Here is a 13,227-nt window from a genome sequence, read left to right on the forward strand (position 1 = left end):
TCAGATCCAATTTTGATCTTCAACCTGAACGGTTCTTTCACTCTGTATTGAGCCGGTATGGGCAGTGCTTTTGGGCTCCACTAACAATACCCAGCATTCTGGCTCAGCTATCGGAAGGTGTTCAACTCCTGCCGGAACCACATACACTTCTCCTTCAGAAAGAAGGATATCGTCCCTGTCTTTAAATTTCAGATGAAGCTGCCCTTTAACGATATAGAAAAGTTCGTCTTCGTTCTCATGATCATGCCAGATAAATTCACCTTTAAGTTTGGCGAGTTTAACATATTGATCATTGAGTTCAGCGATGATCTTTGGTGTCCAATATTCATTGATCTGCTCAAATTTTGAAAGTAAGTTTGCTTTATCGATCATGAGAATATGGTTGCTAAAGTTTTATTGAAATCTTTTTCTAAAACCGGTTCGAATTTATTCCCGGTCAGCATTTCAAAAAGTTCAGCATACCGTTCAAAAACTTCCATTCTGAATTCATCCGGAAGATCAGGAAGTGATTGTCCCTCTAATCCCTGGAAATTATGCTCCATTAGCCATTCGCGAAGAAACTCTTTTGAAAGCTGTTTTTGCCCCTGGCCACTAGCCTGACGTTCTTCATGCCCATCTTTATAAAAATAGCGGGAAGAATCGGTGGTATGAACTTCATCGATCAGTGTAAGCTCATTGTTGAATAACCCAAACTCATATTTTGTATCTACAAGAATAAGGTCTTGTTCTGTAGCTATGGCTGTACCTCGCTCAAATAGTTTGAAAGCAACTTCCTTGATCTCATTCCAAAGCTCAGGAGATACAATTTTACGGGATAGGATTTCTTTTTCAGAAATGTCTTCGTCATGGCCTTCTGTTGCCTTGGTAGCAGGAGTAAGGATCGGAGTGGGAAACTTATCATGTTCTTTCAGACCCTCCGGTAATTTCACCCCACACAATTCTCTTTTGCCGGACTTGTAAACTCTCCAGGCATGCCCGGTCAGGTAGCCTCTAATGACTACTTCTATGGGAATGGGTTCACACTTTTTAGCAATAGTTACATTAGGGTGGGGAACCTCAATGATATGTGTAGCTACAATATCCTTTACCTTGTCAAATGAAAAAGCAGCCAGCTTATTCAAAATTTGTCCTTTAAAAGGGATGGCTTGCTTCATGATGTAATCGAAAGCGGATATCCGGTCGGTTACAACAATGCCTAATTTTTCGTCTCCCAGATCATATACTTCACGCACTTTGCCTTTATAGGGGGAGGGAAGGTCTGGGATTTGGGTTTCAGTAATACAGTTATCGAGTGCTTCCTGAGTAGAGAAATTGGTATTCACTATGCTTTCTTATTTTCGGTTGAACCTCGTTTAACAAGCACCGGATCGATAGTGGTTTGGCAGAGTTCATCTTCTGGGTCCAAGATGATCTCGGCTAACCGTTTGGTTGCCTGAACTCCGATGGTATACATTTTTTGGTCAATGGTAGTCAGTTCCAGGTATTTACTCAACTTTAAATTGTCATATCCCATAATGGCAATATCGTCCGGTACTTTCATTCCAAGTTTTGATAAAGCGTAGATAGCTCCCACTGCCTGAGTATCGTTTGAGCAGAAAATGGCATCAGGGAATTTCCCAAGTTTCTCGTATTTATAGATGGCTTCGAAACCGGCTTCTTCAGTAAATCCTCCATGTTTGGTTGTATCACCGCTCATAAAGAGTTCACTGTCAATAGTCATTTTATAGTTTTTAAGGGCATCTTTGAATCCTCTGATCCTTTCCATTGATGTTTTGGATTCAACGATACTGGTAATCATGCCAAGTCGTTCAAAGCCCTGATTGACTAAATGCTCTCCGGCAAGATATCCGCCCCGATAATCGTTGAGCATAAAATAATTGTAAGCGGGATGGGATGAATTTACAAGAACGGCCGGTGTTTGGGTGGCTTGAATTAATTCATGAACCGACTCACTTACATCAATGGATAATAAAATAACAGCGTCGGCCGTACCGCGATCGAAAAAATTTTGTACTCCTTCTTCCGGATTTTTGGATCCCGTGTTATACATGATGATATCAAGATCCATTTTTTTGATTTCATCTTTAACACCCTTCAATACCTCATTGAAATATGGCGTCGTGAAGGAGGGGACAGCAATAGCCAGCATCTGCGGTTCTTTACTTGCCAACTTTCGGGCATTAACCTGAGGTCTGAAATTTAGTTCTTTAATAGTATTTTGAACTTTCTCTTTCGTGCTCTTCGAAACATTATCTGAACCATTTAATACCCTCGAAACAGTGGAAATGGCTACCTCGGCCTTTTTAGCGACCTCATAAATTGTTACTTTTTTGCGCATTTTACCTGAATTATTTAGTATTATATAATAATAAGGTTAATAACATAAGAACATAATATTACCTCAATATAACCATTTACTGTATTCAAGTATAAACATCTTCTTTTCAAAATGTTATAGAGTATAAATAGAATTAACTATGAGTAGGCGGGAACTTTTTCCGAATAAAAAAAGCTTAGGAAGAGAGAAAATTTAAGAAATGACAAATATACTAAGTATTTCATATCACCTGATTCGTCCTCTGTATGAGAAGACCAGTTTTCATAGGTCAGTTATTGAAGATCTGCAGGATGACGGGCTAAAGAGTGCCTATTCGCATTGCCGGCTTATAACCAGAAAACATGCAAAAACTTTTTATATGGCTACCCGCTTCCTTCCTAATGACAAGCAGAGGGGGATATTTGCTATTTATGGCTTGTGTAGATATCTGGATGATCTTGTTGACGAGGCTGAAGATCTAATCCATGACCAAAAGATCACCATAGATCAGGTAGATGAAAAACTGGAACTTTTTAAACAACGTCTGATCGATGTTTATGATGGAAAAATAGTAGATAATCCAATCCTGACAGCTTTTTCTGATACCCTTAAAAAGTATCAGATATCTATAGAATTACCTTTTCTTTTGATGGAAGGAGTAAAAATGGACCTTGTAAAAGATCGATTTGAAACCTTCGAGGAAGTATATGATTACTCCTATAAAGTTGCCTCGGTTGTTGGATTAATGACGAGTGAAGTTTTTGGATATGTAGATAACGATGCGCTGGATTATGCAGTCGATCTCGGTATTGCCATGCAGCTTACTAATATACTCAGAGATGTAGGTGAGGATCTTAGAAGGGGGCGAATATATATTCCACAGGATGATCTTAAGAAATTTGACATCACTGAAGAAGAACTTTTTGAGGGCAAGGTAAACGAAAAGTTTACCAACCTTATGAAATTTCAGATAGAACGTACCAATGAATATTACTCAAAGGCAGATTTTGGTATTCCACTGCTTTCAAGTGATAGCAGACTCCCGGTATATCTTGCTCGTCACAATTACAGCCGAATTTTGGATAAGATCGAAGAGAATAATTACAATGTGTTTGATAACAGGGCTTACCTCAATTACACTGAAAAGCTTTCCATGTTACCCCGTGTTCTGCTGGAGATGAAAACTGCCAGTTAAAATCTTTTTTTAGCTTGGAGAATCTTATTGTAAAGTCCTATCATTGGACAAAAAGAAAACAAGATTTTATCTATGGCTGAAATAAAGAAAGTACTAATCGCAAATCGAGGAGAAATTGCATTAAGGGTCATTCACACCTGTAAGGAAATGGGTATTGAAACGGTCGCGGTGTATTCCCGTCCTGACGCACATGCACCTCATGTACTTCATGCTGATGAATCTGTTTTCATAGGAGAGGCAGCTTCCTCTGAGAGTTACCTTGTAATCGATAAAATCATTGATGCCGTTAAAAAAACCGGAGCAGATGCTGTTCACCCAGGATATGGATTTTTGAGTGAGAATGCTGCTTTTGCGGAACAATGTAAGAAAGAGAATATCATATTTATAGGGCCGGAGCCCAAAGCGATCACCCTGATGGGCGATAAGACCGAAGCCCGTGAATTAGTTACTAAAGCGGGAATACCCACACCTCCCGGTTTAAAAAGTGAGCTTAAAGATATTGAAGAAGCTCGTAGTGTTGCCGATGATATCGGCTATCCAATTTTGGTGAAAGCCGCAGCGGGTGGCGGAGGAAAGGGTATGCGAATCGTTCATAAAAAAGAAGAATTTGAAGCGAGTATTAAGGCTGCTAAATCTGAAGCAAGGAATGCTTTTGGTGACGACCGTATCTACATTGAGAAGTATCTTGAGGAACCTCGTCACGTTGAATTTCAGATCATAGCGGATACGCACGGAAATGTACTTCATGTATTTGATCGGGAATGCTCGGTTCAGAGGCGTCATCAGAAAGTGATCGAGGAAGCGCCTTGTGCTTTATTGACTCCCGAACTTCGCAAGAATATGTCGGAGGCAGCTATTAAAGCAGCCAAAACTGTCGATTATATAGGTGCCGGAACTATCGAATTTTTAGTAGATAAACATCTTAATTTTTACTTCCTGGAGATGAATACAAGGCTTCAGGTAGAACATCCGGTTACAGAAATGATCTCAGGAGTAGATCTTGTTGCTATGCAGATCCTAGTTGCTGAGGGTAAAGAACTTCCTTTCAAACAAAGCGATCTTAAGATAAACGGACATGCTATTGAATGTCGTATTTATGCAGAGGATCCTGCAGATAATTTCTTGCCAAGTACCGGGTTACTTGAGAAACACAGAGCTCCTACCGGGTCAGGAATTCGTGTAGATTCGGGCGTTGAAGAGGGGCAGCAGATCACGATCAATTATGATCCTATGATCTCGAAGTTAAGTGTGCATGGACCTGATCGGGAAATAGCCCGCAAAAGGATGCTACGAGCTTTGGGTGAGTATGAGATAGCCGGATGCAAAACCACTATCCCATTTTGTGAGTTTACATTGAATCATCCCGCTTTCATTGACGCTAAATATGACACACATTTTGTACCTGATCACTTCACTCCGGAAAAAATGCAGCCTGAACAAAATGAAAGTGATGTAGCCTTGGCTGCTGCATTGCTGAAGGGGATGGCCGAAAGCGAAGCAGAACCGGCTCTCACTTTGAACGGATCTGCTGAAAGTATGTGGTGGAAGAACCGCAGGGAGTAAAACAAGTGAGATCAAAAGCTGATAAAAAAAAGTTATTCAGCAAACTTGAGTCTTTGTCTACCGAAGGACGTAATTCTGCTACACTGGAAATTGACTTGGCTACTCCTCTGGAGATTGCCAGGCTTATAAATCAGGAAGACCAAAAAGTAGCCATGGAAGTTGAAAAGAAACTTCCAGTTATCTCGGAGATCATAGAAATAGTAAGTGATGCCTTTCAGCTTGGGGGCAGGTTGCTTTATTTCGGAGCCGGGACAAGTGGCCGATTAGGAGTTTTGGATGCTGCCGAATGTCCTCCAACTTTTGGTGTTTATCCTGAAAAAGTGAAGGGATTTATTGCGGGAGGAAATCAGGCGATGTTTGTAGCTCAGGAGGGAGCTGAAGATTCCGAAGATGTAGGAGTGAAGGCTGTTGATGAAGCAGAAGCAGCACCTCCTGATATAGTGTGTGGCCTTGCTGCAAGTGGTCGTACTCCGTATGTACACGGAGCATTAAAAGAAGCTTCAAAAAGAGGATGCAGAACCATTTTAGTGACTACCGTGCCTGATGAACAGATAGACCTTAAGGTTGATCATTTGGTTGCTATCCCGGTGGGACCGGAAGTAATTATGGGAAGCACACGAATGAAAAGCGGTACAGCACAAAAAATGGTGTTGAACATGATCACAACAGGAGCGATGATCCTGCAGGGGAAAATCTATGAAAATGTGATGGTCGATTTGATGCTCTCAAACGAAAAACTGATAGAGCGAGCAAAACGAATTCTGATGATCTTTTCAGGGGTTGAGTATGAAAGGGCCGAAGAGTTATTATCAGAGGCAGAAGGACATGTGAAAACAGCATTGATGATGGCTTTGGGTAAAGTGGATCGTGATAAAGCGAAAGATCTTTTAGACCAGCATAATGGTTTTGTGCGAAAAGCACTTTTAAGTTTAGAAGAATCATGATGAGAACTCTGTTTAGTATTTTCGTATTTACGTACTTCAGCTTTTTATTTTTGGTGTTTTTTATACTCATTTCGGCTGTTTTCTTGGTTACCTTTCCATTTGACCGATATCGAAAAGCGCCTAATTTCACTTTATCAATAATGGCTCGCTTTATGATGATGGCAAGTCCTTGGTGGAAGATGGAGTTTGAGGGCACGGAAAAATTTGATCCTGAAGAACCAACAATTTTTGTGTGTAATCACCAGAGTTTTCTGGATATGGCTGTGATCTATCATTTGCCTTGGAAAATGAAGTGGGTATCCAAGAAAAGCTTAACCTATATACCGGTAATGGGATGGCTGGTTTGGCTTACAGGACATCTAACCATAAATAGGAGCAGTAAAACGGCGCTAAAGAAGCTCGAAAATTTAGTCCGGCCACTGAAAGATCTGGTTCCGGTAATGATCTTTCCGGAAGGAACCCGCACAATGGATGGGGAGCTGAAACCGTTCAAGAACGGAGCATTCCTTTTGGCGATGGAGCATGGGTTTAAAATACAACCTATGGTTATCAATGGTGGACATATAGCCATGCCGTCAGGTTCCGGAAACCTGGAACCTAAGGTGCATTTCAAGTTGAGGGTCCTAGACCCTATTGATGTGAAAGACTTTGAGGGCCTTTCGGAACTAAAAGACCATGTAAGAATGCTTATGAATAAAGAACTGCAAGAAATGAGACCTGTTTGATCAATAAGATTCGAGAAATATATTACGGCGAACTTGAGCATGAGCATCGCTTTATGTTTTCGCTAATATGTGCCGAATTGATCCTTTTATTGATTCTTAAATTATGGCCTGTACAGGTTGATTCTTCAACATCTTATAACGACCCTTTTACTGATGAAGTTATTTATGTTGAGCGAGCTATAGTAACACAACAAACCAATGCTCCGGCGGCTCCTCCTAAACCCCAGATTCCGGTTCCTGTTCCCAATGATGAAGTGATCGAAGAAGAGATCGATTTTCCGGAATTTGATGAGGTGATTACTAACTTTGATGCCATGGGAGAAGAGGGTTCATCTGAAACCGGCGGTGAAGGTAAACTTGTGGGAAGTCCTGAGCAGAGCCCGCGTGTATTCCGGATAGTTGAGCCAACAATATCTGATATAGCTAAAAGGCAGAACATAAAAGCTGAGATCATAGTGACTTTCTTAGTGGGGATTGATGGTAAAGTTGAAGAAGCGGTTGTTTCTGAGATAAGGCTATTTAATGGGGATTCATATGAAGTAGTAGACCAGATAGGTTATGGGATTCTTGAAGCTACTTTGGAGGCAGCCAATAAATGGAGATTCACTCCGGCAAGAGACAATGGAGAGCGAGTAAAGACCTATGTTCAAAATAGTTTTAAAATTGGCTTTTAATTCATTGATATAGGATCTAAATACTTCTATCTTAGGCGCCCTTCGATGGGCTATCATCTTAAAAAAACGGAGAGGTGCCAGAGCGGTCGAACGGGCTCGCCTGGAAAGCGAGTGTGCCCCTTACGGGGTACCGAGGGTTCGAATCCCTCCCTCTCCGCATTTTTGCTTTTCTTTTTGCTTACCTCATTCATTACCGCTAAAAATCGTTATACTTGTCTTGATGAAAGAACTGGATACTTCTCAAATAAGGAACTACCCGCAGGACGTTATATTTGGTGAGGCGGATATAAAGGAACATTTATCCTTGGATATTCTTTCTAAAGAAGAACTAAAAGAATATGACACTTTTAAGAACACAAAGAGAAGGGCGGAGTTTATATCAGCCAGAAAGCTCTTTAGGTTTTTACTTTGTCAAATGGATATAAACCCAGAACAAGTTCTGCTTCAGAAAGACAAGGAGGGTAAGCCGTATGCTATGTGGAATGAAAAACATATTTTTGTAAGCTTCTCTCATTCTCCCGAAAAAGTGTACTGTGCTATTTCAAAAAAGCTGGATATCGGGCTTGATGTAGAGCCTTTATCAAGAGACATCAGTCAAAGTGTTTTGAAAAGAATAACATCGGATGCTGAACGATCAGTGGTATCTACACTTAAGCCTGTTCAAGTCTGGACGATAAAGGAAGCAGTAGTAAAGTTTCTGGGAACCGGACTACGTACAAATTTAAATGAGCTTAAAATTGTAAAAAATCAAAGTTCTCAGATTTCTGTAAAATTTTACAATGATAAATACATTGAAATTTGTAGTTTTAGGCAATCCGATCATCAGATAGCACTAGCTTATCAAAGCAAACATATTTGATAGAATTTCAAAGAAGCTCAAAGTTGCCATTTTCATTTGGTTAGGGAATGGTGTCTTCGGGCTTTTTTTCGTTTAACGATTTATTCAGACCATCAATCAGCACCATGGACGTACAAACCCTCACAAAACAAGAGATCCGGGACAGGATAAAAAATGCAAAACATCTAAATACGAACGCTGAGCACGTTCGTATGCTCTTCGTGCCTAACAAAATTGGTGAGCATAATTTTGGGGAGCTTTGCACGACGTATAAAACCGTAATCAATCAAAATTTTGATACGGTAGTTATCATTGAATCTTATACAGGCCAGTTGCAAAAGAAACTGGCAATGCCTTCCAACAAAACTTTCGAAACCCGATTTGGTGAGGTACCCGTCAACGATTATTTAAGGAATGAGTTTTGTGATGAGGAAGATGATTTTTTTATCGCTGATGAAGGGTATAGCAAAGAAATGAGTATCTACACACAGCTGCCCATTTTACAATCTTGTTTCTCTGATTTTGAAGTGGTTAGTTTACAAATTGGAGATTATGACCCAGCTATTGTTCGGGAACTGGCTTTTACCCTTGATGAGTTATTACTTCATAAAAATGCATTGATTGTGTATTGTTGTGATGTACCTGCAAGTAATCCTGACGAGCTGGAGAAACTTAGAACGTTGGTTGTGGAGAATAAAGAATCAGGGCTGATGCATTATCTGAATAGTAATGACAAAACTGTAAAAGGTGCACGGGCTTTTATGAGTGGAGTATTAGTTGCTCGTTCCTGGGGATACGATATTGAATTTCTGGATCATATTGAATCTGCAAATAATATTTGTGGATACGCAAAACGAACACAACCTCAAATAGCATAGCGATGAATGAACCCCGCGTTTCGATTATTGGATTGGGACAAGTGGGTACAGCATTATTGAATGCTTTTTCTGGATGTAAGGTAGAAGTAGTTTCCGTATTCAATCGTTCTGAAATAAACCCTTCAGTGAAAGGGAAGTTTCCGAATTCTTTTTTTGGAAGAGAGTTGCCCGGTCCTGAAGAACCTATGGGAGACTTTATCATCTTAGCGGTTTCCGATGATGCTATAAAGGAAGTTGCTGAAAAACTCTCTGAGATTCTCACCCCTAATGAGAATTTGAATGTAATCCATTGTTCCGGGACTCATTCATCACAAATATTGAAATCTTTAAAAAGAAAAGGAGCTAATATTGCCTCTTTTCACCCTATTAAGGCGATTACTTCAAACACGGTTTCTTTCAAGAATATATGGTTCGATATAGAAGGGGATGAAGAGCTTTTGGGTATACTTGAGAAATTAGCTGAATTGCTGGGAGCTTCTTCATTTAGAGTTGAACCGGAAGCCAAACCATTTTTACATGCATCAGCTGTGGTGGCCTCAAATTATTTGGTGGTATTGGCTGACTTGGTATCAAGGATCTCATCACAGGGAAATATACCTGAACATACCGCAATCAAAGCATTAGCTCCTCTAATGGAAAGTACACTTTCCAATATTACTGAACTAGGAGTTACGGATTCACTTACAGGTCCTATAGCCCGGGGTGATGCTCAAACGGTCGAGAAACATCTTCAAAGTTTAGAATCAGTTCCAAAGCTTCAGGTATTATATAAGACTCTGGGGCTGGAAGCACTACAAATTGCTGAACGGAAAAGTGGCCATTCTTCATCATTAGGAAAAATAAAAGAATTGTTATCGTGAGCTCTGGAAAACCGAATGACTTTTATGAACGAGTATATGAGGTCGTTGCTCAAATTCCTCAGGGAAAAGTAACTTCTTATGGAGCAATCGCTCAGTATTTAGGGGTAGCATCGGGAGCGCGTATGGTTGGGTATGCCATGAATAATTATCAAAGCTATGATCTTGAGTTTGAGCTTCCTGCTCATCGTGTTTTAAATAGGCTGGGTCAATTGACAGGTCGGGCTCATTTTGAAGGGGATACCATGCGCGAACGTTTGTTGCAGGAAGGGATTAAGTTTAAAGAAGAATATACTGTAGACTTGGAGGGACATTTTTGGGACCCGGAAGAGCTTGAAAACTAAAGGTGCATATACCTTCTCCATTCTGTATAATTAGGTCAGGTTTTTGGTTCTGAGAATAAATAGTTGATTTCTTTAACGATTGGGAATTCTATAAGTGGAGTACAGATGATTAAAAAAATAAACGGTTTGCTGATTATATTCTTAGGAATTACAGTCAGTGGAGTTGCACAAAATATTACCCCTTTGAAAATGGGATCAAATGCCCCTGAAACGGATAGGGTGATCGTAGATACTTCAGATCGTAATACAACGCTTTCCGATGTCGCAGATAATAATGGTCTTATTGTTATTTTTTCTTGTAATACTTGCCCATGGGTAGCAAAATGGGAAGATCGGTATAATGAGATTTCAAGTCTGGCTAATCAGAATGATGTGGGTATGATTGCACTGAATTCGAATGAACGTACCCGAGACAGAGGGGAGGCCATGGAAGACATGAGAAGACGAGCCCAAAAACAAGGATATAATTTTATTTATGCTCTGGACAAAGATCATATTATTGCGGATGCTTTTGGAGCAACTCGAACACCGGAGGTCTTTTTATTTGATGAGAATCTTGAATTGGTGTACCACGGTGCAATTGATGATAATGCTGAAAACGGTAGTGAAGCGAACTCAAGGCATCTTGAAGAGGCTATAGTAACTATAGCAAGTGGAAACGATATCCAAAAAAGAAGAACTCAAATTCAAGGATGTACCATCAAGCGGACTGAGTAATTTTCATCAAAAACCCGTAGTTTTAAGCCACGCCACAAACGTGGCTTTTTTATTGAATGATGTTTTACCAAAAAGTATCCAAGGAACTAAAAGAGAATAATGCCGACCTGGACTTTACATACTGAATTTAAATTTGACGCTGCTCATTATATAGACGGATATGATGGTAAGTGTGGCCGAATGCATGGCCATTCCTATAAAGTTAAGATGACAGCTAAATCAAACAAGTTGAACCCATCTCAATATCTGGAAACTCCCGATATGGTGTGTGATTTTAAAGAATTGAAGTGGGCTGCGAAAGATTCTGAAAAAGGTGGTTTTGACCATGGATTTCTGAATGAATTGATGCCCGACAATACTACTGCTGAACGGATCGCTGAGTTTATTCATAAAGAAACCAAGAATAGAATTCCGGATGATATTGAATTAACTGTTACCGTTTGGGAAACAGAAACAAGTTGGGTCGAATACACGGATTAAATGTTTAAAGTAGAAAACCATACCGAAACGCTTACCGACACCAAAGACTTCATGGATGTCGAATATCCTGTAATGGAACACTTTTATACCATTCAGGGAGAAGGAGCTCATACAGGTCGAGCCTCATATTTCATTCGCACCGCCGGGTGTGATGTGAATTGTTGGTGGTGTGATGTCAAAGATAGCTGGGAAGAAGAAGGTCACCCCAGGTTAACCGTGAAAGAGCTTGTTTATGCAGCTGAGAATAGCGGGGCTCCGTTTGCAGTTATCACAGGTGGGGAGCCACTGCTACATGACCTGCTTCCTCTGACTCTGGGATTAAAATCAGCCGGATTACAGGTGCATATTGAAACAAGTGGATCTTCACCTTTATCAGGACAGTTAGACTGGATTACACTTTCTCCAAAACGGTTTAAAAAACCAACTGCGGAAGTATTTGACTATGTGGATGAGCTGAAGGTTGTTGTTCTTACAAAGAAAGACCTGAAGTGGGCTGAAGATAATGCAGCGAAATGTCCCGAAGGAACAAAACTGCTATTACAGCCTGAATGGGAAACCCCAAAATCTATAGATATTATTGTGGAATATGTTAAGAAACATCCTGAATGGGGAATAAGCCTTCAGGCACATAAATTTTTAAAAGTACCATAATGAGTTTTCAACGATCATCTGTTTTAATAACTGGTGGAAGCAAAGGAATAGGCCTATCTATTGCGAAAGTATTCTCCAGGGAAACCGATCACCCTCTTGTTCTGATCGCACGAAATAGGGATGAATTGGAGGAGGCTAAAGAGATATGCCTCGAAGATGGGGCTACAGAGGTTCATACTATTTCCGTTGATATCACGGACAAAAATGCTGTTTCGAATATTCCCTTTACTGATTATGATCCAGGAATTATTATTAACAATGCCGGTTCTTTTCTGTTTAAAAAATTAAAGGATACTTCAGTTGAAGAATTTGACAGGCAGTTTCAGATCAATGCATTTGGTGCTTTCAACATCACAAAATCTATTCTTCCTGAATTAGAAAAGAAGGAGAGAGGACTCATCGTCAATATTTGTTCTATGGGGTCTTTGGAAGGTCTAAAAGACAGTGGAGCCTATTCAATGTCAAAACATGCCTTACTTGGATACACACGCTCGCTAAGAAAGGAATTAATGAATTCCAAGATTGCGGTATCAGCTATTAACCTTGGACAGACCTACTCTACATCATGGCAAGATGTAGATATCGCCCAGGAGAAATTAATTGATCCCGAAGATGTAGGGAAACTGATAATTTCTTTATCGCAATTAAGCATTCGAAGTGTTGTTGAGGAGATAACACTGATGCCTCAGGGTGGAAAAGTAGCACCTATGTGATATCTATCTCACGGTCTGCCGGCTCCAAGCCGTCTGACCGATTGGTTGAGTAGGGCTTCAGGGGATCCAAGTTTTGTAATTATATTAATCCGTCATTTTGCACTTGTATCATCGATCAGATGGGTAATCCATCAGATCGGGGTTTGGTGGCAGAAAAGAATTATTCCTAATCACATATGATCTTTCTACCTTAGGAAAAACGTATCACTATAAGAAAAAGAATCAATCCGGAAGCAGTACTAACATGTATAACAGTTTGAGTTGGTTCCCAATATTAAATTTGGGCTTAAAAGAAATAAATTTGAAAACATTAAAAAATTTTAATGAAATT

General features: G+C 40.0%; 16 protein-coding genes and 1 tRNA gene. 14 read left to right on the forward strand and 3 right to left on the reverse strand.

The genetic code is table 11. The annotated features are described in order from the left end of the window. Genes ACFSVN_RS06810 through ACFSVN_RS06820 form a run of 3 tightly spaced genes read right to left on the reverse strand, consistent with a single transcriptional unit; the run spans position 1 to position 2,338 of the window. A complete protein-coding gene (locus ACFSVN_RS06810; protein ID WP_390300358.1) occupies positions 1-372 on the reverse strand; it encodes a cupin domain-containing protein in 372 nt (123 codons plus the stop codon). After that, positions 369-1,322, reverse strand: coding sequence for a phosphoribosylaminoimidazolesuccinocarboxamide synthase (locus ACFSVN_RS06815; protein WP_390300360.1), 954 nt, complete (start codon positions 1,320-1,322; stop codon positions 369-371). Before ACFSVN_RS06815 ends, ACFSVN_RS06810 begins: the two co-directional genes overlap by 4 nt. Beyond that, a complete protein-coding gene (locus ACFSVN_RS06820) occupies positions 1,322-2,338 on the reverse strand; it encodes a LacI family DNA-binding transcriptional regulator (protein WP_390300362.1) in 1,017 nt (338 codons plus the stop codon). The genes ACFSVN_RS06815 and ACFSVN_RS06820 overlap by 1 nt, the downstream gene beginning before the upstream one ends. A gap of 199 nt (positions 2,339-2,537) precedes the next feature. Between ACFSVN_RS06820 and ACFSVN_RS06825 the strand changes: the two genes are divergently transcribed. From ACFSVN_RS06825 to ACFSVN_RS06890, 14 genes are all read left to right on the forward strand, one after another. Beyond that, on the forward strand, positions 2,538-3,512 hold the full coding sequence (locus ACFSVN_RS06825) for a phytoene/squalene synthase family protein (protein WP_390300364.1): 975 nt from the start codon (positions 2,538-2,540) through the stop codon (positions 3,510-3,512). 72 nt (positions 3,513-3,584) lie between these two features. Further along, entirely contained in the window at positions 3,585-5,075 is a 1,491-nt protein-coding gene (gene accC / locus ACFSVN_RS06830) for an acetyl-CoA carboxylase biotin carboxylase subunit (protein ID WP_390300366.1), read from the forward strand. Between the two features lie 5 nt (positions 5,076-5,080). Further along, positions 5,081-6,019 carry an N-acetylmuramic acid 6-phosphate etherase gene (gene murQ / locus ACFSVN_RS06835; RefSeq protein WP_390300368.1) on the forward strand — a complete coding sequence of 313 codons (939 nt, stop codon included), beginning with the start codon at positions 5,081-5,083 and terminating at the stop codon, positions 6,017-6,019. Continuing rightward, a complete protein-coding gene (locus ACFSVN_RS06840; RefSeq protein WP_390300370.1) occupies positions 6,016-6,744 on the forward strand; it encodes a lysophospholipid acyltransferase family protein in 729 nt (242 codons plus the stop codon). The genes murQ and ACFSVN_RS06840 overlap by 4 nt, the downstream gene beginning before the upstream one ends. A gap of 53 nt (positions 6,745-6,797) precedes the next feature. Further along, positions 6,798-7,418 carry an energy transducer TonB gene (locus ACFSVN_RS06845; RefSeq protein ID WP_390300372.1) on the forward strand — a complete coding sequence of 207 codons (621 nt, stop codon included), beginning with the start codon at positions 6,798-6,800 and terminating at the stop codon, positions 7,416-7,418. A 68-nt stretch (positions 7,419-7,486) separates the two neighbouring features. Next, positions 7,487-7,575, forward strand: a tRNA-Ser gene (locus ACFSVN_RS06850). Between the two features lie 63 nt (positions 7,576-7,638). After that, on the forward strand, positions 7,639-8,277 hold the full coding sequence (locus ACFSVN_RS06855; RefSeq protein ID WP_390302306.1) for a 4'-phosphopantetheinyl transferase family protein: 639 nt from the start codon (positions 7,639-7,641) through the stop codon (positions 8,275-8,277). 104 nt (positions 8,278-8,381) lie between these two features. After that, positions 8,382-9,134 (forward strand): AmmeMemoRadiSam system protein B, encoded by a 753-nt coding sequence (gene amrB / locus ACFSVN_RS06860; RefSeq protein ID WP_390300374.1) that lies wholly within the window; start codon positions 8,382-8,384, stop codon positions 9,132-9,134. A 2-nt stretch (positions 9,135-9,136) separates the two neighbouring features. Beyond that, positions 9,137-9,994 carry a Rossmann-like and DUF2520 domain-containing protein gene (locus ACFSVN_RS06865; protein ID WP_390300376.1) on the forward strand — a complete coding sequence of 286 codons (858 nt, stop codon included), beginning with the start codon at positions 9,137-9,139 and terminating at the stop codon, positions 9,992-9,994. Beyond that, complete coding sequence (locus ACFSVN_RS06870; protein WP_390300378.1) at positions 9,991-10,335, forward strand: MGMT family protein; 345 nt, start codon at positions 9,991-9,993, stop codon at positions 10,333-10,335. The genes ACFSVN_RS06865 and ACFSVN_RS06870 overlap by 4 nt, the downstream gene beginning before the upstream one ends. Positions 10,336-10,461: 126 nt before the next feature. Continuing rightward, positions 10,462-11,052, forward strand: coding sequence for a redoxin family protein (locus ACFSVN_RS06875; protein WP_390300380.1), 591 nt, complete (start codon positions 10,462-10,464; stop codon positions 11,050-11,052). A 99-nt stretch (positions 11,053-11,151) separates the two neighbouring features. Beyond that, positions 11,152-11,532, forward strand: coding sequence for a 6-pyruvoyl trahydropterin synthase family protein (locus ACFSVN_RS06880; RefSeq protein ID WP_390300382.1), 381 nt, complete (start codon positions 11,152-11,154; stop codon positions 11,530-11,532). Further along, positions 11,533-12,183, forward strand: a complete 651-nt coding sequence (locus ACFSVN_RS06885) for a 7-carboxy-7-deazaguanine synthase QueE (RefSeq protein WP_390300384.1) — start codon at positions 11,533-11,535, stop codon at positions 12,181-12,183. It begins immediately after the preceding gene. Next, positions 12,183-12,896, forward strand: coding sequence for an SDR family NAD(P)-dependent oxidoreductase (locus ACFSVN_RS06890; RefSeq protein ID WP_390300386.1), 714 nt, complete (start codon positions 12,183-12,185; stop codon positions 12,894-12,896). The genes ACFSVN_RS06885 and ACFSVN_RS06890 overlap by 1 nt, the downstream gene beginning before the upstream one ends. The last annotated feature ends 331 nt before the right edge of the window (positions 12,897-13,227 follow it).

The sequence above is a fragment of the Gracilimonas halophila genome (assembly GCF_042684365.1).
Taxonomy (GTDB): Bacteria; Bacteroidota; Rhodothermia; order Balneolales; family Balneolaceae; genus Gracilimonas; species Gracilimonas halophila.

Coding starts and splice junctions, on each gene's coding strand:
- ACFSVN_RS06810 (WP_390300358.1), bottom strand. CDS start 372: ATGATCGATAAAGCAAACTTACTTTCAAAATTTGAGCAGATCAATGAA.
- ACFSVN_RS06820 (WP_390300362.1), bottom strand. CDS start 2,338: ATGCGCAAAAAAGTAACAATTTATGAGGTCGCTAAAAAGGCCGAGGTA.
- ACFSVN_RS06825 (WP_390300364.1), top strand. CDS start 2,538: ATGACAAATATACTAAGTATTTCATATCACCTGATTCGTCCTCTGTAT.
- accC (WP_390300366.1), top strand. CDS start 3,585: ATGGCTGAAATAAAGAAAGTACTAATCGCAAATCGAGGAGAAATTGCA.
- ACFSVN_RS06840 (WP_390300370.1), top strand. CDS start 6,016: ATGATGAGAACTCTGTTTAGTATTTTCGTATTTACGTACTTCAGCTTT.
- ACFSVN_RS06845 (WP_390300372.1), top strand. CDS start 6,798: ATGTTTTCGCTAATATGTGCCGAATTGATCCTTTTATTGATTCTTAAA.
- ACFSVN_RS06855 (WP_390302306.1), top strand. CDS start 7,639: ATGAAAGAACTGGATACTTCTCAAATAAGGAACTACCCGCAGGACGTT.
- amrB (WP_390300374.1), top strand. CDS start 8,382: ATGGACGTACAAACCCTCACAAAACAAGAGATCCGGGACAGGATAAAA.
- ACFSVN_RS06865 (WP_390300376.1), top strand. CDS start 9,137: ATGAATGAACCCCGCGTTTCGATTATTGGATTGGGACAAGTGGGTACA.
- ACFSVN_RS06880 (WP_390300382.1), top strand. CDS start 11,152: ATGCCGACCTGGACTTTACATACTGAATTTAAATTTGACGCTGCTCAT.
- ACFSVN_RS06885 (WP_390300384.1), top strand. CDS start 11,533: ATGTTTAAAGTAGAAAACCATACCGAAACGCTTACCGACACCAAAGAC.
- ACFSVN_RS06890 (WP_390300386.1), top strand. CDS start 12,183: ATGAGTTTTCAACGATCATCTGTTTTAATAACTGGTGGAAGCAAAGGA.